Raw genomic sequence first — 24576 nt, 5'->3', positions numbered from 1 at the left:
GCTCTCGCTTTCCTCACCGCTTTATTACTCTAACAATTCTCCTTAAGGTTGTCAACCCTTTTGGTAAAAATTTTTTGGCTGATTTTTAAGACATCTGCATTCCTTACCCTGTAACGCTTTTAGGGGAAAATAGAAACAGTCTCTCCTGCTCGTGAGGAAAAATTTGTGAATTTTCAGTCTGTTATTGCCACCTTGCACCAGTTCTGGGCAGAGCGCGGCTGCCTGATTGCCCAGCCCTACGATATTGAAAAAGGGGCCGGCACCATGAGTCCCCATACCTTTTTACGAGCCATTGGCCCTGAACCTTGGTCTGTCGCCTATGTAGAACCCTGTCGCCGGCCCACAGATGGCCGCTATGGCGAAAACCCCAACCGCTACCAACACTATTATCAATATCAAGTCATCATCAAACCCTCCCCCGATAACATCCAAGAAATATACCTAGACTCCCTACGCGCCTTGGGCATCCGGCCCGAAGATCACGATATTCGTTTTGTTGAAGATAACTGGGAATCCCCCACCTTGGGCGCTTGGGGCGTTGGCTGGGAAGTTTGGCTCGATGGCATGGAAATTACCCAATTCACTTACTTTCAGCAATGTGGCGGCATCGACTGCCGGCCCGTCTGTATCGAAATCACCTATGGTTTAGAACGTCTGGCAATGTATCTTCAAGAAGTCGAAGCCTTTACCAAAATTCGCTGGACAGATGAAGTAACCTATGGCGACGTTCACCTCCAAGGCGAAATTGAACATAGTACCTATAACTTTGAAGCCTCCAACCCCGATTTACTCTTCACCTTGTTTGGACTTTACGAACAAGAAGCAGAACAACTCGTCCAGCGAGGTCTAGTATTACCGGCCCTTGATTACGTCCTCAAATGCTCCCACAGCTTCAACTTACTAGACGCCAGAGGCGTAATTGCCGTCACCGAACGCACTCGTTATATTGGCCGCATCCGCAACCTAGCACGGCGTGTTGCTCACCTTTACCTGCAACAGCGAGAACAACTTGAATTTCCCCTCTTACGCCACAAAAATACACCAACCCCCGCATCCCTCTAAAAGGCCCCTTAATTTCTGGCAACTTCCACCAGATAATTAAAAAAGATAAACTGCAAAGTCAGCCATCTTGCGGTCAGCCTCACAACCAAACACAGGCGGGAAGCCTGTACTACTACAGCACAAATCAACAACACTCAACGTATGGATCTAAACCAACTCCTCGAACCCATTGCCCAATTCTTCCGCAGCTTGAATATCCCCGAACCCATCACCCACTGGGGGCACCCCGCTATGATGGGCATTGTTATTTTTGTGATGGGTAGTTTTGTCGGACTCACCGGCTGGCGGGTACGACTCAGCAAAGATGGTGATCTTGTCAATAAAAATCGTAGCGCTCACCGGCAAATCGCCCCCTGGATGTTCCTATTCATGGCATTAGGCTACACCGGCGGACTCCTCTCTCTCGTTATGCAGCATCAGCCCATCTTAGAAAGCCCCCATTTTTGGACAGGCTCAATTTTGCTGGGATTGCTCGCCATCAATGGCAGTATCTCCCTATTTGGTTTTGGCGGCGACAATAAAGCTACCTTCCGCACCATTCACGCCTACTTGGGAAGTACCGCCCTTGTACTGATGGTAATTCATGTCGTTTTTGGGTTGAAATTAGGACTATCTATCTAATGAGTGCCACAGGTGTCGCACTTCTTTGTTTTGCCTATATTCTAGGGTTGCTCTCTACAGCAATCTCTGCTCAAGTTTTTCGCCTACCGGCCGGTGGTGTCATACTATTGGCTCTTAGCGTGGCAGCATTTTTTGTTGTCCCCCGCTTTTGGCGCACCGGCCCGAAGGCTTTTCTGTGGCTAATCGCCGGTATCATTGGATTGGTGGCAACCCTTTACTTTCAATGGCGCATTCCCCAACCGGCTGCTAACGATATCAGCCATTTTGTCCCCCCTAACAGCATCCAGACGCAAAACTCTCAATTTCTGCAAGAACCTTTAATGATTCTGGCTGGCAATGTAGAGAGTATGCCACGCCTGACTCGTTCTGGCAAAGCCCAATTTTGGCTGGATGCAACTAGCTTTACCGAAATTATTACCTCTCAACCGCCCCAAACAAACGAGCAAGAACAATCTCAGCCAGAACTACAAGGAGTAACGGGTAAAGTTTATATTACTGCACCCCTCCTGCAAGCCACCGGCCTGCGTCCGGGTCAATTTGTCGAACTCACCGGCATCCTCTACAAACCCCAACCCCCCGCCAACCCAGGCGCTTTTGATTTTCAAGCTTATTTAGCCAAAGAAGGCTGTTTTGCCGGCTTTCGAGCCCGTCAAGTTAATATTCCTGAAGGTCAAAACGTCTCTAAATATGGTTGGTGGCTACTGCGCCGGCATATTGCTCGCATCCAAGTTGACAAACTCGGTGTCCCCGAAGGCCCACTTGTCAGCGCCATGACCCTTGGCAAAGAAGCCGTCGATTTACCTTATGATGTTCGTGATTGGTTTGCTCAAGTTGGTTTAGCTCATGCTGTGGCAGCTTCAGGCGCTCAAGTTTCCTTGATTTTAAGTGTGGTTTTGGCTTTAACAAAACGCCTTTCTGATCGCTTGCAGTTTGGTGTCGGAATTGCTGCTATTATTATCTTCACCGGCTTGGCTGGTTTTGAACCTGCCGTGTCTCGTGCTGCTTTGATGGGTGTAGGTGCTTTATTAGCACTTTTAACTGACCGAAAAGTTAAGCCTTTGGGTTCTTTGCTTTTAGCGGGCACATTTTTATTATTATTTAACCCAGGCTGGATTTGGGATATCGGTTTTAATTTAAGTTTTTTGGCAACTTTGGGACTGGTGGTGACGGTACCCGGAATTTTAGCCCGTCTCGACTGGTTGCCCACTACCATTGCTTCTGTTATTGCTGTTCCTTTGGCTGCTTCTCTGTGGACTTTACCGCTACAACTTTATACTTTTAATGTTATTTCTCCCTACAGTATCATTGTTAACATTATCACGGCTCCCCTGATTGCTGTTATTAGTTTGGGTGGGTTTATTAGCGCTTTTACGGGTTTTTTTGTACCGACTGCTGGCAGCGCTTTAGCTTATTTGCTTTTTTACCCTACTCACTGGCTAATTAAAATTGCTGAGTATTTCAGTCAGTTGCCGGGTAATTCTGTTGCTGTTGGCGCTATTTCAGTTGTGCAGCTTGTGACTCTTTATGGGCTGATTATTTTGGTTTGGATTTTGTCTTTGTGGCAAGCAAAACAAAAACAGGCAAGCCGATTTCAAAAAGGTAAAAAGAAAAAAAATCAGAAAAAAAGCTTTAATTTTTTACCCTATGTTTTGGGTTTAAGTTTTGTTGTAGCGGTCGTTGTGGTAGTGGTGCCGGCTTGGCAAACAAAAATTTCTGTTTCACGAGTAACAGTTTTAGCGACAAATGGTGAGCCGGTTTTGGTGTTTGAAGATAAGGGTGAAGTGACTTTAATTAAAAGTGGCGATGAAAATACGGCTCGCTTTACGGTTTTAAGTTTTCTGCAAGAAAGAGGAGTAAATCAAATTGATTGGGGGTTGGCATTAAATTCTCAGCTTAAGAGTAAACAAGCTTGGGATTTGGTTAGTAAAGCGATGCCCATTAAAAGTTTTTATGGTATAATTAACAACGATAAAGAAGACAGTAAACAGTCGGAACAATCGGGATTTTTTCAAGAATTGCCGGTGGGTCAAACAGTAGCTTTGGGCGGGATTTCAGTTCGAGTTTTGAATACAGAAGCGCCGGTGGTTTTGTTGGAAATTCAGGGACAAAATTGGTTATGGTTGGGAAATCTCAAGCCAACAGAACAAGAAAAATTAGCGAAAACAATTAAACTGGAAAACTTACAGGTGCTTTGGTGGTCAGGGAAGGCTTTAAAAGCATCTTTGATTGAGGTCTTGGAACCGGCCTTTGCAATAGCTTCGTCTCGTTCGGTGGATGCTGAAACAACAGAGTATCTAAAAGCGGTAAACGCTGAGTTATATTGGACTGGCCGTGATGGTGCGATTGAGTGGACAGGGGCCGGTGGTTTTCAAAAAACTTTGGACGGTGAGGCAAAGAATGGGTTATTGTGAAACACCGGCAGATGTGGTAACATGGGAAAACTTGGAGAGGTGGCAGAGTGGTTGAATGCGACGGACTCGAAATCCGTTATGGCTGTAAGGTCATCGTGGGTTCAAATCCCACCCTCTCCGTTTAAAGGTTTTTTTTCAAGTAAAACCGAGTAAGGAAGGCTCAGAGCGACACAGAAGAGGCTTTCCAGAAGGTTATACTGAGTCAGTTGGTTTAAAGCTTGGACGAGTTTTGACTTTGGGTTTGGAGTTTACGGCAGCAAGTGATATTTTACGCAATGCTGTTGCTCCGACACGCCAAGATATTTTAAATTTGGCGGCGATGGTTTTGCTGCGAACTGTACTTAATTATTTCTTAGAGCGTGAAATTGAGCAAGGTGAGCAACGCCGCTTAAGGGAAAAGGAATCTCAAAGAGAACCAAATACCTGATTTTATAACCTTTTAGGGGCTGACTTCAGCGATCCACACTGTAACCAATGATATCGCTAAACCGGCCCCTTCCCAACTCTTGATTTTTCAGAGCCAGATAAATTTAACCGGCCCCAACAACAACCCCCGGCTTTTCAGCTTCCTGTCCTAAAAATTCCACCAGTTGTGCTTCAATTTCATCCCGCACAATTTGCCGGTATTCCAAAAAATGCTCGTTGTGAGCACATACTGTTAAATAATGCTCCCATACCCCCGGATTGTTTTTAATAATGCTAAACAAATGATGCCAAAACTTCCAACGAGTGTTGCGTTTAAAACCTTGACGCCATACCACTATTAAAAACGCTCGCAAATCTATCAAACTCGGCCATTTAAATGGTGCTTTACACACAGGGGCACCCAAAATCAAAAAGCAGCGATAAGTGCGGTCTAAAAATTGCTCTGCATCGTACAACTGCCAAAACGCCTCGACATATTCACGGGCAATTTCTTCTAAAGGCCGCGTCGGAATAAAATTCATCAAAGTGGTTTGATTAATATTACCATCCTTATCCCTCATTCGTCCTTCTTTTTCTAGCCGGTGCCAAAGTGCAGTATGCGGTAAAGCTTGCAACATTGCAAAGGTTGTAGTCGGAATTGCGGCTAGTTCTGCAAAACGCACAATGCGATCACCGGCCCCCGATTTTTCCCCATCAAACCCAATAATAAACCCTGCCATTGGCCGCAAACCGGCCCGCGTAATTGCTTGCACTGACTCAGTTAAAGAAGACCGGGTATTTTGAAACTTTTTCGTCATTTGTAAACTGTCTTCATCCGGCGTTTCAATCCCCAAAAACACAGCATCAAAATTACACTCCACCATCAACCGCATCATTTCTTCATCAGCGGCCAAATCTATCGAAGCCTCGGTATTAAACCGGAATGGATACTGATGTTCTTCTTGCCAAACTTTTAACTCTTTCAAAAGTAACTTTACATTCCGTTTATTGCCGATAAAATTATCATCGACCATAAACACACCCCTGCGCCAGCCCAACTCATAAAGATAATCTAATTCTGCTAACAATTGCTGGGGAGTTTTAGTCCGAGGTTTGCGACCATAGAGGACAATAATATCGCAGAATTCACATTGAAAAGGACAGCCCCGCGAAAACTGTACAGACATTGAATCATAGGCATCTAACTCCAGCAAATCAAACCGAGGAATGGGAGTGCTGGTAACATCCGGTTTTTCACCACCGGCCCGAAAAACACCTTGAGTTTCCCCAGCTTTAACCGCTGAAACAAACATCGGCAGCGTAATTTCTCCCTCATCTAAAATTAAATAATCAGCCCCAGCTTCCAAAGCTTCCGAAGGTACAGAAGTCGGATAAGGGCCACCCACCGCCACCCGTTTTCCGCGTAATTTTGCTTCACGAATTTGTAAAAGCAAATCATTTTTCTGTACAATCATTGCGGAAAAAATAACTAATTCTGCCCAGTCCCACTCTTCTTCTGTAACGGCGCGAATATTGCGATCTACTAACTTAAATTCCCATTCTTGGGGTAAAATTGCAGCAACCGTTACTAACCCTAGTGGGGGTAAAAGCACTTTGCGATTCACTAATTCTAAGATTTTTTCGTAAGACCAAAAAGTTTTTGGAAACAGGGGATAGACCATTAAAACTCGCATTAACTTTTTCCTCTTTGTATTGCTGGAGATTATATCACTTTATGGTTTTTTTGGAGGCTTTTTAAAAAAACCAGTAGAAGAGGGAGGCAGAAAAAGTATAAATTCTGTATCCCTCTCTGTGTAAAAAACCTATCGGGTAGAGTAAACTTTCATGGGTTCTTTGATAAAGCGGATGTAGAGATGCTTAAAAGTGGAACGAATGACGCGAGGTAAACCAAAATCTATAGGTACAAGCGCTTCTGGGAGTTTCCAATCATTAATTTGCAAGTCTGCCGGCTTTTCTAAGGGGAAATTAATGTCAGCAAAATTTGGGCATAGTCCTAGTTTAATTGATGCGGCTGCGGTTGGTACGAGTGCTGGATCAACGTTGAGAATTTCTAACATTGCCAAGTCGAGGGCAAAAACGTCTTGAGAAGCTGCTAGAACTCCCAAAAAGCGGGGTTCGCCACCGCTGGGGCCATTCCCCTCGTGCCCGATGATTCCATCTACTATGGTTAAATTTGGATTGACAGCGCGGGCGGTTTCTACTAACATTTGACCAAACCGGCTGGCATCTTTTCCGGCTTCTGTATGCCACCAGGCTTTCATTTTTCCGGGGACACATCCAAACAAGTTTTTTACTCCCAAAGTCATTGTTAATTGAACGTGGGATTTTACTTTGGGTAGGTTTATTACTACATCAGCTTCCATTGCTTCTTTTGATAGCAGCAAATGGTTAAATTCTTGGCTGACGGTTTGGTAGCGTTTGCCGTGAAATTCTACCACCGGCAAGTTTAATTCTTCTAAGATAGGTTTATATCCGTTGGCTTCGGCTACACCCCTTGCACTACCAAAGGCCGGCCCATCTCCCATAAACGGTTTCCCGCCGGCTTCTATGACCATTTTGGCTACACAGTAAACAAGTTCTGGTCGGGTGACACATTCTTTGGTAGGACGGGCGCCGGTGAGGAGGTTTGGTTTGAGTAAAACTCGATCTCCAGGTTTGACGATAGCTGATATCCCGCCCAGAGGTTTGAGGAGAGTTTCTAGGGATTTTTGCAATTGTTGCCGGTCGTAACTTTCAGCGCGAATTAAACTAACAGTAGCCATAATTTCCGGTTTGGTAACTTTAATTCTTGTTTAGCACAACTTGCTTTTTTTAGCTGGGAGTTCCCATTCTGCCGGTGGCGCCCCGTTGCAAACTTGTCACTCTCTCCGCTGAGTATATATTGTCGCCTTGCAGTTCTGCCAAACCCGGTTTAATTTCTATTTTTATAAGTTTGCCGGTGCAAATAACAACCGTTTGATCAATCAAATTAAAAGTCAACCAAGGCTGAGTTAACATTTGTGGCAGTTTTTGTTGAAGTTCTAGGGGCGAAAAAGGCAGTTTATATCCTTCCGAGTGTCCGCTTTCAAAATAGAACGTTACCTCTGTAACATCACTTTGAATTTTCATTGTGGCAAAAGAACCGCGAGTCATCGTTTTTCTCCTCTTTTTGTAATTAATTAACAGATGCTTTGCCCACCCCTGCCAGATAATCCCAAATCGCCATTTAAAAATTAACCTATCCGCGTTCATCTGCGTTCATCTGCGGTTAAAAAAATAACCTTGAATAAAACCAGAAAACTGGCTAAATCAAACTTGGAATCCTAGAGTGAACAAAGCAAGAGATTGTTTTAAAACACCGGCAGCCGGCAGCACAAACAAAAGATTATTTGTTAATCAACCGGCATTTCGCTCATTTTTTCTAAGTCTAATACCTTTGCCAGTTGTTCAGCACTCATTAAACCCCGTTCTATTACAATTTGTCTGAGAGACTTGCCGGTTTCCAAAGATTCCTTAGCCACAGCAGCAGCATTTAAATAGCCAATATGGGTATTTAAAGCCGTAACAAGGGCTAAACTTCCTTCAGCATAGGCAAGACAACGATCTTCAACAGCAGTAATGTTTTGCAAACATTGTCTTGTTAAAGCTGAGAGAGTGTTGCCCAAAATTTCGATGCTGTGGATTAGGTTATAAGCTATCAGAGGCATCATAACGTTTAATTCTAGTTGACCGGCCTGGGCTGCAAGGGCAATAGCGTTATCGTATCCCATGACTTGAAAGCATACCATTGAGGTCATTTCTGCCATAACGGGGTTATATTTTCCTGGCATAATTGATGAGCCTGGCTGGACGGGTGGCAGTTGAATTTCTTTGAGGCCGGTTTTGGGGCCGGAATCCATTAATCTTAAATCATGGGAAATTTTTACGCAGTCTTGGGCTAGGTTCCGCAGGGAACCGGAGACGTTAACAAAGGGTGCCATACTCTGCATGGCTGCCATGAGGTGCGGTGCCGGTTTGAGGGGTTTGTTGAGATATTCTGAGAGTAATTCGGCGACGCGATGGCGATATTGGGGATGGGTATTTAAACCGGTGCCGGCGGCGCTTCCTCCTAAGCCTAATATCATTAAATCTTGGGATGCTGTTTCAATTCGGGTTTTGTGATCTGTTAATATTTGTGCCCAGGCTCGAAAGTTTTCTCCTAAGCGGACGGGTACGGCGTCTTGCAGGTGGGTTCTGCCTGATTTAACAATGTTTTGGAATTCTTCGCCTTTTTTTTCTAAGGCTGTGATGGCTTCGTTTATGGCTGGATAGAGGGAATGTTCTAAGGCGAGTAAGCCGCCGATGCGTATGGCTGTGGGGATGACGTCGTTGGTTGATTGTCCGTAGTTGACGTGATCGTTGGGGTTGATGCGTTTGTAGTTACCTTTTTCGTCTCCTAAGAGTTCGAGTGCTCGGTTTGATAGCACTTCGTTGATGTTCATGTGGTGGGATGTACCGGCGCCGGCTTGATAGATATCTACGACAAATTGATCTCGCAGTTTTCCTTGTAATATTTCGTCGGCTGCTTTGACTATAACTTGGCTTATTTCTTGGGAAATGCAGCCTAGTTCGCCGTTGGCTATGGCTGTGGCTTTTTTGATTAGCAGGCAGGCGTCTACATAGGTTGCTAGGGGTTTGATGCCACTGATGGGAAAGTTTTCGGTTGCTCTCAGGGTTTGTATTCCATAATACGCTTCGGCTGGGATTTGCCGTTCGCCCATTGAGTCTTTTTCTATACGGTAGGTTTGGCTTGGTTGGTTTGTCATTTTGGTTTTGAGTTTTTGTTGCAGTGAATTTTACCGTGTTTTTCTGGGAAAACTTACTGCCTAACTGAGTTTGAGGTTTTTTTGCGGTGGTTTTATGGGATGAGTGATTTAACGGAAGTTAGCCTGGCTGGGGATCTGGGAATTTTAAAAAATATCACTCCAGAGAAAGATGTCAGATTTTTGCAACTAAATATTTACGGAATAGTTGAAGAATGTTATGTTTTTGGGTATGGTAAATAAAATCATCCTAAAGGTAGATGTCAACTGATATGAACCATACTAGCGATCTGGAGGTTGAATTCTTTTTTCAAAAGGGTTTACACCTCAACCGAACTCAACAATATGTAACAGCAATTGCCAGTTATGATAGAGCTTTGGAGTTGCAACCAGATCACAGTGAGATTTGGTACAGTCGGGGAAATGCGCTGTATCATATAGGCCGGTATGAGGCAGCGGTTGCGAGTTACGATAAGGCGTTGGAATATAAACCTGCTTTTCACGAGGCTTGGAATAATCGCGGTAACGCATTGGATGACTTAGGCCGGTTTGAGGAAGCAATTTATAGCTATGAAAAGGCTATTAAGTTTAAGTCGGATTATTTTTGGGCTTGGAATAATCGCGGTATTTCTCTGAAAAATGTCGGTCGGCTTGAGGAGGCTATTGTTAGTTATGAGCGGGCGATTGAGTTTAAGCCCGATTATTATTGGGCTTGGTATCATCGGGGAATCGCCTTGCGTCAGTTGGGCCGGTTGGAACAAGTAATTACTTGTTATGATCGGGCGCTGGAAATTAAGTCGGATTTTCACGAAGCTTTGCATAATAAGGCAAACGCTCTCTACGATTTAGGCGAGTATGAACAGGCGATTATTCATTATGATAAGGCTTTAAGTATCAAGGCGGATTATCAGTGGGCTTGGTATAACCGGGGAATGGCTTTGCAAAATATAGGCCGGTTTGCTGAGGCTGTTGTGAGTTTGGATAAGGCTTTGGCGCTGAATTCTAATAACCCGGATGCTTGGTATTTTCGCGGTAGTGCTTTGAATAATTTGGGTTGCCAATATTCGGCGATAGCAAGTTATGATCAAGCGTTACATTTCCAACCGGATCAGCATAAGGCTTGGTATAACAAGGCTTGTTGCTATGCGGGTTATGGCGATGTTGAGCAGGCAATTGCTAATTTAGAAAAGGCAATTAATTTGCATCCGGATCGATATTTAGAGTTGGCTAAAACTGATGCAGATTTTGATGAAATCCGCGAGGATGAGCGATTCCAAGCTTTGATTGAAGAGGGGGCGCTACGTCAGGATTAAGCCAAAAGTTTGGGCAAATTTTTAAGTTTTTTAATTATTTGTGAAAGTTCCGAAACCCTGTTTCTCAAAGAAACGGGTTTTTTTTTGGAAATATTCAAGAGAAATAAAGGCTGGGGGTGGTTTTTTGTCATCAATTGACTACTTAAGCTAAAAGCCGCAAGGCAAACTCACCGGCATTTGGTTTATATTGGAACCGAAAGAAAATGTTTATGATAAGTGCTGAAATTTTTATGGCCGAAAATCTATTGCCAAATGCAGAACAGGGTGCTACAGAAACGAGCAATTTAGTAGCAAATGATACGGAAAAAGAATCAGAAACCTTAAAGCGAGATTATCTGGAATGGTATAAGAGGGGAACAGTTTTACATAATTCGGGCCGGTATGAGGAGGCATTAAGTAGTTACGAAAAAGCTATTGAATGTCGGCCTGATGATTATTGGGCATGGTATCAGCGGGGCAATGTTCTTGATGATTTAAAGCGCTATGATCAGGCAGTTAAAAGTTATGAAAAGGCGCTGGAAGTTCGAGGCGAGGATTATTGGGCGTGGTATCAGCGCGGCAAGTCTTTGGCAGATTTAAAGCGCTATGAGGAGGCTTTAAGTAGTTATGAAAAAGCTTTAAAGTTTCGTCCTAATGATTATTGGGCGTGGTATCAGCGGGGCGTTGTTTTTGATGATCTTGATAAGGTTGATGAGGCGGTGGCGAGTTTTGATAAGGCGCTGGAAATTAAGCCTCACGATTATTGGGGAAATTATCGCAAGGGTGAGGCTTTGCGTCACGGTGGCTTTTATGAGGCGGCTATCGAGAGTTATGATCAAGCTTTGGATGTTAAGGAGGATGATTTTTGGGCTTGGCATCGGCGCGGTTTAGCTTGCCAGCGTTTGGGGCGTTATGAGTCGGCTATTTCTTGTTATGAAAGGGCGCTTGAGACTAAACCTGATGATGTGGAAACTCGCTATGATAAGGCTTGCTGTTATGCAATGTTGGGGAATGTTGAGCGAGTTTTAGAGAATTTGCGGTTTTGCTTGGAAAAGGCAAAGGCTGAGTACGGGCAATTGGTAGAAAAATCTCGCTATTTTGATGGCATTCGTGGAGATCAACGCTTTGGGACGTTGCTACGAGAAGAGGAATAAATTTGTTAAGAATTGTTGGCATTAGGAGTGCGTTTTTGATCAGCCTATAAAACCGCACAAAAATAAAGCAGTTTTTAGTGGTAGGAATTACAGTGCTTATGTTCTAAAGTCTGTTTTTAAACAAAAACCAGTTTTTCTGGCCCCCAGTTATAAGAAAAAGGCTATAGCTGTTTGGATGGCTAGTTTTGTAATGCCGTTGCCCTTGAGTTTACAATAGAAACTGGAAGCCTTTGTCTGCTCTGTTTATATTTATGAATACTTATAAATCTGTTCGTGCTGTGCGTTTAGCCGGTTATGATAACGATGTTATGGCCAGCTATAACAGGCTGTTGGAATGCCGACCTGATGGTTATTGGCCTTGGTATCAGCGAGGAAAGGCGCTTTGGCAAGCCGGTTGTTATCAGGATGCGGTAGATAGTTTTGATCAGGCTTTGGGCTACCGGCTGGATGATTTTCGCGCTTGGTACTTGCGGGGAAATGCGCTTTGTGAATTGGGCCGGTATGATCAGGCGGTGGCAAGTTACGACCAGGCTCTACGTTTGAAGCGTCAAGATTATTGGCTTTGGTATGAACGGGCGCACGCTCTCTACATTCTGCGTCGCTATCAGGAGGCGGTGGCAAGTTTTGACGAGGCTTTGGAAATTCGCCCTAATGATTATTGGGCTGTTTATCATCGCTCGGTAATTTTGCAGTATCATTGCAATGATTCTAAGAATGCAGTTGCCGGTTATGATCGGGCGCTAAAGTTGCGACCAAAAGATTATTGGAGTTGGTACCGGCGTGGTGTGGCGCTTTTTGGCTTAGGCCGGTATGCGGAGGCGCTGGAGAGTTATGATCGGGCTTTGCAGTTGCGAAACGGTGATTACTGGGCTATTTATCGCAAAGGTGATGTTTGTTTGCAGTGCGGACGTTATGATCAGGCGTTGAGTTTTTATGATCATGCGATAAGCATTCAACCGGAATATGAGGATGCGTGGATTTATCGCGGTTGGGCTTTGCTTTTTGCTGGCCGGTTGGAGGAGGCGAAAAAGAGTTATGATCGGGCGCTGGAGTTGAATATTTACGCGGCTGAGGCTTGGTATGGCAAGGCTTGCTATGCGGCGATGCGAGAGGAAATTGAGGCGGCTGTGAAGTGTTTGGGAGAGGCGTTGTTTTTGGTTCCGGGTGAATACGACCAGCAAGCGATGGCTGAGCCTGCTTTTGATGGCATCCGTGAGGATGAGCGTTTTTTGGCCTTGTTTGGGCGTTGATGCTGCTGTGGGGTTGAAACCGACCCGCTTTCAACCCTAAGCGATGAGCTTGTAACTATTTATTAAATTACTTGACTAAAAAATCAATAATTTTCCAATTTGTGCTATAATGTGAAGACATTGCAATTTTAAATACTCTATAAAACCAGGAAATAAACGCAAGTCTGCGGGCGAAAGAGGTTAGCTTTTGTTGTCTCTTAGCGTTCGGTTAGGCTGGGGATTTTTTATGGTTTTCTGTCAAGGTTTGAGGTAGTTTGTTGATTTAAAAAGTAGCAGGAAATTTCTATGATTTTGCGAGAATTGTTGGCTAAAAAGCCGGAAATTTTAAAGGAAGAATTGCGGGGAAAAAGGTTAGTAGAGGTGATTGATCCCCGCCAAATTTCTATTCCGTTGGCGGATATTGCGCGGGGTATTGAAAAGCCGATAGAAGAGGTTTATTTGCCGGAACCGAAACCAGAAGATAAGCGGGCTGAGGATGCTTGGAAATGGCCGAATTTGTTTTTGGTTGTAGTTGCGGGGGAAGGCGGAAGATTTGGCAGCTATCGAGTTTTGCAAAGTTGGATGATGGCGGTTATTGAGTTGTTGGAAAGTTGCCAGAGTTGGCAGGTTTTGGAGGAGTTAATTTGGTTGGTGGAGGAAGATTTAATGAGTTATCCTTATCCACTGGCACACCGGCAACGTTTGCGGGAGGTTTTAGACCGGCAACGTTTGCGAGTGAGTGAGTTAAAAGGCGATTTGGCGGGGCTAGATCGGGCTTGGGAATGGGCGCGGGGTTGGGTTTGTGTAATTAAGTCTTGTTTGGATGAAGGGTCTTTGAATGTTGCTTTGCAGTTGTTTAAGTCGCAGAAAGAACAGTTTGATGAGTATGCTGAGGTGGTGAATTGGGTGTTAGAAATTAGCAGAGAACATCGGGCAAGTTTGGGGGTTTTGGTGTAGGTTAGGGGTAGTTAAAATTTAGTAGGCATTGAGAGCCGGTTTTTGCCGGCTATTTTTTTATTAGAATCTCTAGGGGCCGGTATCTTGCTTGGGTGTCTTTCTGTTTGCTTTGCTGATAACACGCTACCGGCAACTTTGGAAAAGCCTTATCAAGAGAAGTTAAAAAATAGCCGCTGATAGGGTAAGTTTATGAGCCGGTGGATGCGCGGCCTTGTCTAGGTTTATCGTTAGAGGAATTGAGAGTTTTAGGAAAAGCGTTAAATAGAGTGATTTAAAACCTCAAGCAAACCATTAACTTAAATGCTGATGAAGGCCGGGAAATGACAAAAACAGATAGGAATTTTTACAATATTCGTGAAAATGGAGAGTTTTAGGCGTTGTCACGGCGTCAGTAACTAAACTTTATCGCTTCGATGTTCTTTTTCTGTCGTCGAAAAAACAGGGTTGTATCCAGCCGGCAGAGGCCCGCTTTATTCATGTAGCCGGTGGTGGAAACCAAGGGCGCCAGCAGCGACCATTTTTTGCTAAATTTGCAAAAGGCAGAAATAGCCAGCGCACCTGTAGATATCAAAAAAGCTATTTCTACTTGGCACCCGACATACAAAAACAAGTAAAAAACTCCACAAAAATGAACAGCCGCATCCTTCGGGTATATGCAGACACTACAATTTTTGGCGGCGTTTTTGACCCAGAATATGAAAAACCAAGCCGAGCATTTTTTCACGAAGTCCAAACCGGCAAATTTCGCCTCGTCACCTCCGCAGTTGTCCAAAACGAAATCGAAACCGGCCCTCCTCAACTTAAAGACTTTTATGAAAAAACCATCGGACTCGCCGGCATAGTCAACCTCAGCGGAGATGTCTGGAAACTGCATCAAGCCTACCTCGACGCCCAAAGCATCCCTCCAGAATTGATTCTCGATGCCCTTCACGTCGCAATGGCCACCGTCTCCGAATGTTTTGCCATTGTAAGCTGGGACTTTAAAAACCTTGTACACTATAAAAAAATCCGTTTTTATAACGCCATCAATCTCCTTGAAGGCTACTCACAAATCGCCATTTACTCACCTTTAGAAGTCATCACCTATGACGAAAAATAACCCTCAAAATACCCCCGATAAAAGTACAGAATCTTTGCAAAAAATTAAACCTATCAATATAGAGCAACAATATACTTACTGGCAAGAAAAAACAGAAATTTTACGCAAAAAACAACAAAATCTCCGTCGGGAAAGCCTAAGCACCGGCCAAATTTTACCTTTTTTAGAACCTCAAGCCATCACAGAAAAATGCAAATTGTTTGACTGCGTAGAAATGAAATATAAAGCAGTTCAACAGATACTCAAAAAAATTAATAACATGACAACAATAGAAGAAGAACTCGCCTACTGGGAAAAAAGCACAGAAAAACTGCGAAGCAGACAGCAAGCATTCCGCCGGCCAAAAAACCTACAATAAACCTTAAAACTCAACAATGGAAAACACAAAACAATCCCTTGAACAAATCCTAGCCGAATACGACCAACACCTAAGCGAAAACCCCGACGATGCAAACATCTGGAATGATCGCGGAGTCGCCCTCGAAAAACTCGGCCAATACATGGAAGCGATCAAAAGCTATGATCGAGCAATAGCGTTCAATCCAAACCTAGCAGAAGCATGGAATAATCGCGGCATCGCCCTCGAAAAAGTTGAACGCTATCAAGACGCTATTCGCTGTTATGATCGTGCCCTTATCATTAAGCCTAATTTATCTAACGCCTGGAATAATCGCGCTATATCCCTACGCAAACTCGGACGATATCAAGCTGCCGTCGCCAGCTATGATAAAGCCCTCGCCCTTAAACCCGACGACTGGGAAGTATGGAATAATCGAGGAATTGCTTTATACGAATTAGGGCAATATCGAGAAGCTATTATTAGCTACGATAAATCTTTAATTGTCAAACCAAATAACTATGAAGCCTGGACAAACCGAGGCAACGCCCTGGGTAAATTAGGCCGGTATGAAAATGCTATTGACAGCTACAATGAAGCCTTAGCCCTAGAGCAAAAAAACGCCCTAATTTGGTATAACAAAGCCTGCTGTTATGCTTTGCAATATCAAACAAAATTAGCCACCGACAGCCTCCAAGTAGCTATCAACCTCAACCCAGACAGATATCGAGACATGGCGAGAACCGATCCCGACTTTGAAAAAATTCGTAAAGATGGCCGATTTCGTGCTTTAATCCAGCCCCCCAGAGATTGATAGAAAGTCAAAATTTTGGGAAAATTAAAAATAAGCTACCCGGAGGCAAAAAATTTTACTTTTTGCTTACACCGGCACCCCAACACACAAGGCCGGTTCATAGCCACGCCAAGTTGATACTGATCACAAATTTTTGGGATGTAAAATTTAACTATCCGGGCATTTTGAAATAAAAATCCTCTGCGAGAAGATAAAAAACAGATTTGCTCAACTTTGACCCTCTCAAAAAGTTATCTGCGGCACAAATAAAACACCCGCCCCCAAGTAAAAATTAGCCTCTCACTCCCCCAAGACTCTCCCCATGCAAACTTCCGACAAAAGCATTAGCCCAGCGACTCCGCCGGCGTTACCCCAATACGAACAACTGAAAAGCCTTCTCAGCGAAATTAACGATATCGAATCAGCCGTATCCTTACTGTACTGGGATCAAGCAACTTATATGCCGGCCGGTGGGGCAACTGCCAGAGGTCGGCAGATCGCTACTCTCCGCCAATTAGCCCATCAAAAATTCACCGATTCCCAAATTGGCCAACTCCTCGAAGACCTCACCCCCTACGAAGAAAACCTCCCCTACGACTCCGACGAAGCCAGCCTGATCCGCATCACCAAACGCAACTATAAACGCGCTATCCGCATCCCCGCTTCTTTCATGGCCAGAGTCTCCCAACACCGGGCCGCATCCTATGAAGCTTGGGCCCAAGCAAGGCCGGCCAACGACTTTAGCCGCGTTCAGCCTTATTTAGAAAAAACCCTCGAACTTAGTCAAGAAATGGCCGGTTTTTTCCCAGAAAGCGAACACATTGCCGACCCCTTAATTAATTTTTCCGACTACGGCATGAATGCTTCCTTTTTACGAGAAATATTCAGCAAATTACGCCAGCATCTCGTTCCCCTAGTCGCAGAAATCACCTCCCAACCGGCCCTTGAGAACGGCTTGCTTTTTCAACATTTCCCCCTACAAAAACAGCTAGAATTTTGTAATAAAATTATCGCCAGACTTGGCTATGATTTTCAAAGAGGCCGTGTTGATAAAACCCTCCATCCCTTCACCACCAAATTTTCTATCGGCGATGTCCGCATCACCACCCGCATCTACGAAAACGAACTCACTCAAGGCTTATTTAGCAGCATCCACGAAGCCGGTCATGCCATGTATGAACAAGGCATCAATCGTCATTATGAAGGCACACCCCTGGCCGGTGGAATTTCCTCTGGCGTTCACGAAAGCCAATCGCGTTTATGGGAAAATATAGTCGCCCGCAGTCGCGGTTTTTGGGAATGCTTTTATCCACAATTACAAGGCATTTTTCTCCGAGAATTAGGCAATGTTAGTATTAATCAATTTTATCGAGCAATTAATAAAGTAAGCCCCTCTCTTATTCGTACGGATGCCGATGAGCTTACTTATAACCTGCACATTATGATTCGCTATGATTTAGAATTAGAAATGTTGGAAGGTTCCTTGCCGATCCGTGACCTACCCGACGCTTGGAACGAACGCTACCGCAGTGATTTAGGCATCACACCCCAAAACGATAGCGAAGGAGTTTTGCAAGATGTACACTGGTATAGTGGCTACATTGGAGGCGCTTTTCAAGGCTATACACTCGGCAATTTAATGGCAGCGCAATTTTATGAAGCAGCGCTCAACCAAAATCCAGAAATACCCGTTGATATAGAACGCGGAAATTTCCAAACTCTGCACGAATGGTTGCGAGAAAATATCTATCAATACGGACGGAAATACACAGCCAATGAAATAATGGAAAAAGTCACCGGCACTTCCCTTTCTGTTGAACCTTTTTTGCGCTATATTCGTCAAAAATATAGCCCCATTTATAACTTATAAAACCTTGTGGAGTTTTCTCTAAACTGAACGGAAGCACCTAAGAGCGAAAAGAATCTAAAACACCTAAAGGGTTGCCTAGAGGAAGAGTTTTCTTGGCTATTCAAAAAAAAACAGGGCAATTTACTCAACTTCGTAATCACTTTAATTTGGAGCAAAAATCATGCACAATTGGTACAACAACGCTATTTTCTATGAACTTTATATCAGAGCATTTGCGGATGGAAACGGCGACGGACACGGAGATTTTATCGGCCTACGTCAAAAACTAGACTATTTACAATGGTTAGGAGTTGATTGCATTTGGTTATTACCGATGTATCCTTCTCCTCTCAAAGATGATGGCTATGATGTCGCCAGTTATGGCGGTATTCATCCTCAATACGGACTGATGGAAGACTTCCAAATGGCTGTTGAAGAAATTCATAAACGGGGAATGCGGGTCTTAGCAGATTTAGTTGTCAATCATACATCCGATCAGCATCCTTGGTTTCAAGAATCGCGCCGGTCTAAAGACTCACCTATGCGAGATTTTTATGTCTGGAGTTCCACCACAGATAAATATAACCACTCCTCAATTATCTTTTCAGATGTAGAAACTTCAAATTGGGCTTATGATGAAAAAACCGGCGAATATTACTGGCATCGATTTTACACCAGCCAGCCAGATTTAAACTATGATAACCCTCGCGTTCAAAAAGCCATCTTAGACGTAATGAGATTTTGGCTAAAAATGGGCGTAGATGGGTTTCGTGTTGATGCGGCACCATTTTTATTTGAACGGGAAGGAACCTACGAAAACCTACCCGAAACCCATGAATTTTTACAAAAAATGCGGCGCGTCATTGATGAAGAATATCCTGATGCGTTGATGTTGGCAGAAGCTTGTATGGCTCCCCATCAATTGTTAAATTATTTTGGCAATAGCAACGAGTTTCAAACAGCCTTTCATTTCCCTCTCATTGCTACCCTTTATCAAGCTTTGGCAAAAGCAGATTCCAGCGCAGTTTTAGAGGTTTTAGAAAACACACCGACTTTGCCACAAGATTGTCAATGGGGGTTATTTTTGCGTAACCATGATGAATTAAATTTCGAGACTTTAGGGGAAGAAGAAGCCCAAAGTTTACTGCATTATTACGAACCGGATAAAAACTCTCACTTTGCCGGTCGGGGACTGGTACGCCGGCTGGCACCTTTGATGAAAAATGACCAGCGCAAAATTGAATTAATGCACTCATTATTATTTACATTGCCAGGGGTGCCGGTGTTATATTATGGCGATGAAATTGGCATGGGAGATGATATTTCTTTGCCAGATCGCTCAGGGGTACGGACAGCGATGCAGTGGAATAATACTAGCAATGGCGGTTTTTCGAGTGCTGAGAAAACTTACTTGCCGGTTGTCAGTGATCCTCTGTATGGTTACGCCCAGGTGAATGTAGAAGCGCAAATAAACACGCCGGGGTCATTATTGCACAGTATTCGGAAGATGATTTATAGCCGTAAACGCTTACCAGTTTTAGGCATTGGTGAGTTCAAATGGGTTAAAGACTTGCCAAAACAAGCATTATGTTTTTGGCGTCAAGTTGAAGAAATTAATGTCTTAATTGTGCATAATTTGAGCGATGATGTTTTGCGGTTGTCTTTGCCTGCCGGTTTGAAATTGCAAGATGTTCTTAACCCAGAAAACCAGGAAATTTTGCAGGATGAAATCGTTTTACCGGCTTATGGTTATGGTTGGTTTGTAGAAGTTTGAGAATTGTTAAACGCGGGGGGTTTTTGAGGTTCACGGAAACCCCTTTTTCTTTGAGCAAAAATTTAGGCGCTATTTTTTATCTTCTAAGCGGCGGTATTGCGGGCGGCGCCTTGCAATTCTTGGGTTTGTGGGTCTGCTTCTTTGGCATTTAGTTTGCGGTTAAACTCTCTAATTCGGCGCGATAAAAGGCGGATAATGTTAACAGCAATACCGGGGGTTTCTTCGATGGCGTCGTAGAGTTGTTGTTGAGTTAACATCAGACACTCACAAGTTTCTAGGGTAGTGACAGAGGCAGAACGAGGTTCGGCGTCAAATAAAGACATTTCCCCAAAACAGGCACCTTGTTCAAGTTGAGCTAAGTCTTGTTCTCCGAGGTGTACCCGCACTTTCCCCGAAACTACAATATAGAGCGAGCGTCCTTCTTGTCCTTGGGTAAAAATTGTGTGATTTGCGGGAAAAGAAAGTTCGTCCATCACTGAAGCTAACCTTACAAGAAAGTCGTCCCGTAATTCTTTAAAAATTGGGACGGCTCTCACAAATAGTAGGCGGTCAACGCTTGTTAACATTTAATAAAGTAAAAAGTAAGAAGTAAACACGAAAGAGTAAGAAGTAAAAAGGAAAAATTAGACGGCTATCTTTTTTCCTTTTTCGGTTTTTACTTTTGCCGGTCGCGGTTAGCTTAAGCCTCTGGGTAAAAACCGGCCACTTCTGAAAATCCCAGTCCAGCAGAGGACTGAACAGATAATTGCTCATCACCGCTAATGCCTTCTTCAGCCATCATCCACTTGACTTGAGCAGCTACCAATCGGTCAGGATCATTTTGCAAGCTTGGTAGCAATTCTACCAATGAGCGGCGCGATACGACGCGCAGATAACCCAGGACAGCTTCTCGGACTAAACCGCGTGGGTGGCGAAGACAAGCAAAAATTTGCTCGGTAGTCAAAGGCCAGCGGTTGACTTTGGCCAAATGGAAACAACAGGCCAAAGGCCAATCTGATAAGAAATACCGCAATTCTACCAACCGCCGTAGCCGGTCAGTGGGTGACATTGGCTGATAAAAAACCAATTCCGAAAGACTTTGCAACTTTTCGGTGTCTTCGCGGCGGTCGAGAACTGTCAGCAAAGCCCGTTTGGTGGGGATATCAAGGGTATTATCGAGAATTTCGATGCCGCGTGCAACATTAGAGCGAGATCCAGACTTAAGGTTAAACGCCGCCGCCTGAATACTGTTGATCGGATAAAGAAACTTCATCAACAAAAACAGCCGATCTGTGGCATCGGTTTGCAAGTCTCGCAATGCTCGCCGCAACAACTCGCCTTCTGGAGCATCAACTTGTGCTGGGGAGAGATCGAGCAAGGCGGCATAGGTTTGCCCCATAAACATTAGTTCGTGGTTGATTAAGGTTTCAATGCCACTACGTCCAACCCGATCAAGTACACCGTCAATACCGGCATCATGGGGCATTTTTAACAACGTCCGCAAGATATTCCGCCGGGTGGTTCCCCAAGACGTCAGCAAGCGAGACGATAAAGCATTCAAAGCCGGGCCGGTGCCTATTTGACCAATCGCACTCCAAGCATACATCCGCACCAGATCCGGTTTGTGCGGGTCATCTGCCAAAGCCACCAACTTATCGATGATTTCATTATCTAAGCGTACCAAAGCTTTGAGAGCAGCTTCCCGCGTTGATTTGTAATAGAGTCCTTTTAACAATGAGGGGTAAAATTCCTCTAAATGTGTGGAGGCGATGACATCAAGCAAAGCGCAACGCACTCTTAAGGACTCATCTTGCAGCAAATTGGGGATATAAAGGCGCAAACCTTGTAAATAATCGGCTTCTCCCAAGGCGCGGCAGCCCATGACGCGCTCTCGCTCTTGTTTGTGGGTGAGCATTCGGCGCAGGGCGTTGGTGGCTTCGGCTTTTTGTTCGCGGTTGCCCCGGCGCATAATTAAGGATGCAGCGGTACCTCGAACAACGGCATCGACGGTGGGGATGAGATATTGTCTTAAGGCTTCAATGTCTGGGTTTTTGTCGTTGAGCCAAACGTAGCGCAAGGCGAGGGCGGTGACTTCGGGAGGCAGCATGGGCCGGTCGATCAGCGCTCGCACTTGAGGCAGGTAAGTGGCGCTGGGGTGGTGGAGCATGGTTTCCAAACTTTGCCGCTGTAGGGCCGGTGACAACGAAACCAGCAAGGGTGCGAGCACTTCCCCGACATTTTTGGGGTCAATTTGGCTAAGCAGTTCGATACAAGAGCGTTTATCGGCTTCGGCTCCGGGTTTTTCTAAAATTTCGACAACGTTGCGTTTTAAGGCTTTGAGGTCAACGTCGGAAACTCCCAACCGGCCCCTTTCGGCGGAGGACACCAGCAAGTTAACGTACAATGACCGCAGCATCCAGACGATATAGACCCACCCCAAAGCGAGGAAAGTCATTAGGGAGATTAGAACCCAGGCTTCGACATCTTGAACGGTTTTTTCGGCAACCCCTGGCATCAGTTGTTGGCAAACCCAAATGGTGGCGAAAATTATTAAGCCGATCAGGCCGTCTGATAGAGGTTCGCCGATGCCGTTAACCCAGGCTTGTACGTCGTCGCGGTTGGCTTCTGGGATGGGTTGAAATAAAACTGGGCTTAAGCCTTCAAAGAGGGTGTAGTGAAAGAGTTCTTCAAAGAATTTTAAAAAGACTAGGCCATAAAAGAAGGGAAATAGGCCGGTGAAGGAACCAAAAAAGGTGACAATGCCAATGGCTGCCATACCGGCCGGTAATATCATTGCGGAGAAAAATACTCCGATGCGTTCTTCAAGCCTTGATGAGGCAAACCACTGGGTTATTAGTTCAAAAATTCCTAAGGTGCCGTTAAATAAACCAAGAAATGCGGCAATGCCACTGCCTAGACTTTGTTCGCCTAAGTCTTGTTGTTCAAGTTCGCTTAAAAATTGAAAGTCTACCAAGATGTTGAGGACTTCTGCTAAGACGAAAAAGGCTATGAGGGGTATGATGTAGCGCCAAATGGGCCCCCGTAGCCGTTTGTTGGCAAATTCGGCTTGTTCTTCGTCTTCTTCTCGCAGGGGGGAGTCGGGAAAGGCTTGTTTGTAGGCTTCGCTGAGGTAGTACAAAACACCGGCACCGACCACCATCATCAAGCAAGCTACAATGATAACGTTGTTGAGCTTGACAATTGAAATTAATAATGGTAATGAAAAACCACTGATCACATCGGCAACTAAAATGCCGCTGCTGACAATGGGAAAGGTGCGTTTAATTTCGCGGATGTTAAAAAGTTGGTTGGCGGTAATTGAGGTGTTGAGGTCGTTGAGGGTATATATGCCATCCAGCCATAATCGCATCAAAAATACGGTTATACCGGCCACCCAGGCGACTTTCATCCCTAAACCAATGCGAAATAGCAGCAATGGCATGGCCATCAGCAACGCCACCACGACAATTGTCCGTCGCAGGGGAATAACACTTTGCAGCCAGGTATAAAGTCCTCCCAAGGCTGAGCCAATTACTGCTCCAGAAATATAAATCCAAGGCAGTTGATCGGCTCCGTATTCGTCTAAGAATAGCCCGACGGTACTGGCTTCTAACCACAAGACGCCGATGGAGGTGGCTGTGTAAAAGGCGAACATTAAAAAGGTTCGCTCTGCTTCCTCTGGACGTAGATTAAGCCCTTGGAGTACGGTTTGTAACCATTTTGCCCCTAAGCGCTGAAACTTGTGCGTTTGTGTAGCACCTTCTCTGAGTTCCATTCACAACTCATCCCTTTTTTGTAGATGTCCATTCATAGGTTTTTTCGCCAATTGCTGCCGGCGCTGCTGGGGAACAGTTTTTCAAGTTAGATGCGGATGTCTGTTTTAAAAACTCCCCTACCAAGTTGGGAGGGGAGCTTCCTAAAACGGGCCTCTTTTCTTGACAAGAAACCTTTTCAACACGGCTCTGCTTTTATTCGCCGACTCCTACTGCTCCTTTTAATTTTTTCGGCGATAGCAACATCATCATGCTGCGTCCTTCTTTTTTCGGCGCTTGCTGCACTTCAGCCAATTCTTGCAAGTCGCCTGCCATGCGTTTGAGTAAGCCTTCGGCTAGATCCGAGTGCTGGATCTCCCGTCCTCGGAACATGATGGTGGCTTTTACTTTGTCGCCGGCTTTGAGAAAACGCTCTGCTTGATTGATCCGCACTTGATAGTCATGCTCCTCAATCTTGTAGCGCATCTTGACTTCTTTTACTTCGGCGGTGTGTTGCTTTTTCTTGGCTTCTTTGAGCCTTTTTTCTTGTTCAAATTTATATTTTCCGTAGTCCATGATCCGGCACACCGGCGGATCGGCCTTATCGCTGACCAGAACTAAATCCAGTTCTTTTTCTTGTGCCATTCGCAAGGCTTCCTGGGGTGTTAAAATCCCCAATTGGCCGCCGTCGGTGTCTATGACTCGGATCTTCGGAAAGCGGAGTCTTTCGTTAATTTGCGGTAAATCTCGGTTGGGTCGTTTTTTTTCAATCACAGGCGTTGTTTTTTCTATGGGTGATGCGTTTTGTTCTTTGAGGCTTTGACTGTTGTACCTTTTGTTTGGTTGTTGCCTTTTTTCAGTTTTCCTACCAATGTGAAAACTTCAGGCTTGACTTATGAAGGTGTTTATTATAGCGCAATTAATTCATTGAATTCGTTTCCTATCACGGGTATTTGCTTTTCTACTATCTATGTTTCTGTTTTTGGGTTTTGCCTGCGGTTTGGGAGGTATTTACACCGGCCCTTAACCCGCCTCTGCTAGTTCCTTTTTTTGGTGCCGG

At 44.6% G+C, this 24576-nt stretch carries 20 protein-coding genes, 1 tRNA gene and 1 pseudogene; 15 read left to right on the top strand and 7 right to left on the bottom strand.

Going from position 1 to position 24576, the window contains the following annotated elements; translation table 11 throughout:
• The first annotated feature begins 165 nt into the window (after positions 1-165).
• The 5 genes and pseudogenes from glyQ to NG798_RS21080 all read left to right on the top strand — a co-directional run.
• Positions 166-1062 (top strand): glycine--tRNA ligase subunit alpha, encoded by an 897-nt coding sequence (gene glyQ, locus NG798_RS21100; RefSeq protein WP_261225676.1) that lies wholly within the window; start codon positions 166-168, stop codon positions 1060-1062.
• Positions 1063-1203: 141 nt separating this feature from the next.
• Positions 1204-1683 (top strand): DUF4079 domain-containing protein, encoded by a 480-nt coding sequence (locus tag NG798_RS21095; RefSeq protein WP_261225675.1) that lies wholly within the window; start codon positions 1204-1206, stop codon positions 1681-1683.
• Positions 1683-4094 carry a ComEC/Rec2 family competence protein gene (locus tag NG798_RS21090; protein WP_261225674.1) on the top strand — a complete coding sequence of 804 codons (2412 nt, stop codon included), beginning with the start codon at positions 1683-1685 and terminating at the stop codon, positions 4092-4094. Before NG798_RS21095 ends, NG798_RS21090 begins: the two co-directional genes overlap by 1 nt.
• A gap of 33 nt (positions 4095-4127) precedes the next feature.
• Positions 4128-4214, top strand: a tRNA-Ser gene (locus NG798_RS21085).
• 85 nt (positions 4215-4299) lie between these two features.
• Positions 4300-4521 (top strand): annotated as a pseudogene (locus NG798_RS21080) (DUF1622 domain-containing protein); the annotation flags it as partial.
• Positions 4522-4624: 103 nt separating this feature from the next.
• Here NG798_RS21080 and NG798_RS21075 read toward each other — a convergent pair.
• From NG798_RS21075 to NG798_RS21060, 4 genes are all read right to left on the bottom strand, one after another.
• Positions 4625-6193 (bottom strand): B12-binding domain-containing radical SAM protein, encoded by a 1569-nt coding sequence (locus NG798_RS21075; RefSeq protein ID WP_261225673.1) that lies wholly within the window; start codon positions 6191-6193, stop codon positions 4625-4627.
• Between the two features lie 129 nt (positions 6194-6322).
• Entirely contained in the window at positions 6323-7282 is a 960-nt protein-coding gene (locus NG798_RS21070; RefSeq protein ID WP_261225672.1) for a DUF362 domain-containing protein, read from the bottom strand.
• A 49-nt stretch (positions 7283-7331) separates the two neighbouring features.
• Complete coding sequence (locus NG798_RS21065; protein WP_261225671.1) at positions 7332-7652, bottom strand: hypothetical protein; 321 nt, start codon at positions 7650-7652, stop codon at positions 7332-7334.
• 239 nt (positions 7653-7891) lie between these two features.
• Positions 7892-9304, bottom strand: a complete 1413-nt coding sequence (locus NG798_RS21060; protein WP_261225670.1) for an aspartate ammonia-lyase — start codon at positions 9302-9304, stop codon at positions 7892-7894.
• Positions 9305-9403: 99 nt separating this feature from the next.
• On the opposite strand from NG798_RS21060, the gene NG798_RS21055 reads away from it, so the two are divergent.
• From NG798_RS21055 to treS, 10 genes are all read left to right on the top strand, one after another.
• Complete coding sequence (locus NG798_RS21055; protein ID WP_261225669.1) at positions 9404-9544, top strand: hypothetical protein; 141 nt, start codon at positions 9404-9406, stop codon at positions 9542-9544.
• A 17-nt stretch (positions 9545-9561) separates the two neighbouring features.
• The gene (locus NG798_RS21050; protein ID WP_261225668.1) at positions 9562-10614 is read left to right on the top strand and encodes a tetratricopeptide repeat protein; all 1053 of its coding nucleotides are present in this window, start codon (positions 9562-9564) and stop codon (positions 10612-10614) included.
• A 230-nt stretch (positions 10615-10844) separates the two neighbouring features.
• The gene (locus tag NG798_RS21045; protein WP_261225667.1) at positions 10845-11747 is read left to right on the top strand and encodes a tetratricopeptide repeat protein; all 903 of its coding nucleotides are present in this window, start codon (positions 10845-10847) and stop codon (positions 11745-11747) included.
• Positions 11748-11998: 251 nt separating this feature from the next.
• Entirely contained in the window at positions 11999-12997 is a 999-nt protein-coding gene (locus tag NG798_RS21040; RefSeq protein WP_261225666.1) for a tetratricopeptide repeat protein, read from the top strand.
• A gap of 285 nt (positions 12998-13282) precedes the next feature.
• On the top strand, positions 13283-13933 hold the full coding sequence (locus NG798_RS21035; RefSeq protein ID WP_261225665.1) for a hypothetical protein: 651 nt from the start codon (positions 13283-13285) through the stop codon (positions 13931-13933).
• Positions 13934-14561: 628 nt separating this feature from the next.
• The gene (locus tag NG798_RS21030) at positions 14562-15032 is read left to right on the top strand and encodes a hypothetical protein (protein ID WP_261225664.1); all 471 of its coding nucleotides are present in this window, start codon (positions 14562-14564) and stop codon (positions 15030-15032) included.
• Positions 15019-15390, top strand: a complete 372-nt coding sequence (locus NG798_RS21025) for a hypothetical protein (RefSeq protein ID WP_261225663.1) — start codon at positions 15019-15021, stop codon at positions 15388-15390. The genes NG798_RS21030 and NG798_RS21025 overlap by 14 nt, the downstream gene beginning before the upstream one ends.
• A 16-nt stretch (positions 15391-15406) precedes the next feature.
• Positions 15407-16183, top strand: coding sequence for a tetratricopeptide repeat protein (locus NG798_RS21020; RefSeq protein WP_261225662.1), 777 nt, complete (start codon positions 15407-15409; stop codon positions 16181-16183).
• Positions 16184-16484: 301 nt separating this feature from the next.
• Positions 16485-18032 (top strand): carboxypeptidase M32, encoded by a 1548-nt coding sequence (locus NG798_RS21015; RefSeq protein ID WP_261225661.1) that lies wholly within the window; start codon positions 16485-16487, stop codon positions 18030-18032.
• Between the two features lie 160 nt (positions 18033-18192).
• Positions 18193-19785, top strand: a complete 1593-nt coding sequence (treS, locus tag NG798_RS21010) for a maltose alpha-D-glucosyltransferase (RefSeq protein ID WP_261225660.1) — start codon at positions 18193-18195, stop codon at positions 19783-19785.
• Between the two features lie 83 nt (positions 19786-19868).
• On the opposite strand, the gene NG798_RS21005 is transcribed toward treS, so the two are convergent.
• From NG798_RS21005 to infC, 3 genes are all read right to left on the bottom strand, one after another.
• Positions 19869-20351 (bottom strand): Crp/Fnr family transcriptional regulator, encoded by a 483-nt coding sequence (locus tag NG798_RS21005; protein WP_261225659.1) that lies wholly within the window; start codon positions 20349-20351, stop codon positions 19869-19871.
• A 113-nt stretch (positions 20352-20464) separates the two neighbouring features.
• Entirely contained in the window at positions 20465-23539 is a 3075-nt protein-coding gene (locus tag NG798_RS21000) for a HEAT repeat domain-containing protein (protein WP_261225658.1), read from the bottom strand.
• 193 nt (positions 23540-23732) lie between these two features.
• Positions 23733-24308: a translation initiation factor IF-3 gene (gene infC, locus NG798_RS20995; protein ID WP_261225681.1), complete on the bottom strand. Its 576-nt coding sequence runs from the start codon at positions 24306-24308 to the stop codon at positions 23733-23735.
• Positions 24309-24576: the final 268 nt, after the last annotated feature.

This window comes from Ancylothrix sp. D3o (assembly GCF_025370775.1).
In the GTDB taxonomy this organism is placed as follows: domain Bacteria; phylum Cyanobacteriota; class Cyanobacteriia; order Cyanobacteriales; family Oscillatoriaceae; genus Ancylothrix.
This window is presented reverse-complemented; position numbering and strand designations above follow the sequence as displayed.

Bases quoted from the DNA above. Each gene is read 5' to 3' on its own strand.
- NG798_RS21020 (WP_261225662.1), top strand. From the start codon at position 15,407: ATGGAAAACACAAAACAATCCCTTGAACAAATCCTAGCCGAATACGAC.
- NG798_RS21065 (WP_261225671.1), bottom strand. From the start codon at position 7,652: ATGACTCGCGGTTCTTTTGCCACAATGAAAATTCAAAGTGATGTTACA.
- treS (WP_261225660.1), top strand. From the start codon at position 18,193: ATGCACAATTGGTACAACAACGCTATTTTCTATGAACTTTATATCAGA.
- NG798_RS21045 (WP_261225667.1), top strand. From the start codon at position 10,845: ATGGCCGAAAATCTATTGCCAAATGCAGAACAGGGTGCTACAGAAACG.
- NG798_RS21015 (WP_261225661.1), top strand. From the start codon at position 16,485: ATGCAAACTTCCGACAAAAGCATTAGCCCAGCGACTCCGCCGGCGTTA.
- NG798_RS21035 (WP_261225665.1), top strand. From the start codon at position 13,283: ATGATTTTGCGAGAATTGTTGGCTAAAAAGCCGGAAATTTTAAAGGAA.
- NG798_RS21060 (WP_261225670.1), bottom strand. From the start codon at position 9,304: ATGACAAACCAACCAAGCCAAACCTACCGTATAGAAAAAGACTCAATG.
- NG798_RS21000 (WP_261225658.1), bottom strand. From the start codon at position 23,539: ATGGAACTCAGAGAAGGTGCTACACAAACGCACAAGTTTCAGCGCTTA.
- NG798_RS21095 (WP_261225675.1), top strand. From the start codon at position 1,204: ATGGATCTAAACCAACTCCTCGAACCCATTGCCCAATTCTTCCGCAGC.
- NG798_RS21005 (WP_261225659.1), bottom strand. From the start codon at position 20,351: ATGTTAACAAGCGTTGACCGCCTACTATTTGTGAGAGCCGTCCCAATT.
- NG798_RS21040 (WP_261225666.1), top strand. From the start codon at position 11,999: ATGAATACTTATAAATCTGTTCGTGCTGTGCGTTTAGCCGGTTATGAT.
- NG798_RS21090 (WP_261225674.1), top strand. From the start codon at position 1,683: ATGAGTGCCACAGGTGTCGCACTTCTTTGTTTTGCCTATATTCTAGGG.
- NG798_RS21075 (WP_261225673.1), bottom strand. From the start codon at position 6,193: ATGCGAGTTTTAATGGTCTATCCCCTGTTTCCAAAAACTTTTTGGTCT.
- NG798_RS21050 (WP_261225668.1), top strand. From the start codon at position 9,562: ATGTCAACTGATATGAACCATACTAGCGATCTGGAGGTTGAATTCTTT.
- NG798_RS21025 (WP_261225663.1), top strand. From the start codon at position 15,019: ATGACGAAAAATAACCCTCAAAATACCCCCGATAAAAGTACAGAATCT.
- NG798_RS21030 (WP_261225664.1), top strand. From the start codon at position 14,562: ATGAACAGCCGCATCCTTCGGGTATATGCAGACACTACAATTTTTGGC.
- NG798_RS21055 (WP_261225669.1), top strand. From the start codon at position 9,404: ATGAGTGATTTAACGGAAGTTAGCCTGGCTGGGGATCTGGGAATTTTA.
- NG798_RS21070 (WP_261225672.1), bottom strand. From the start codon at position 7,282: ATGGCTACTGTTAGTTTAATTCGCGCTGAAAGTTACGACCGGCAACAA.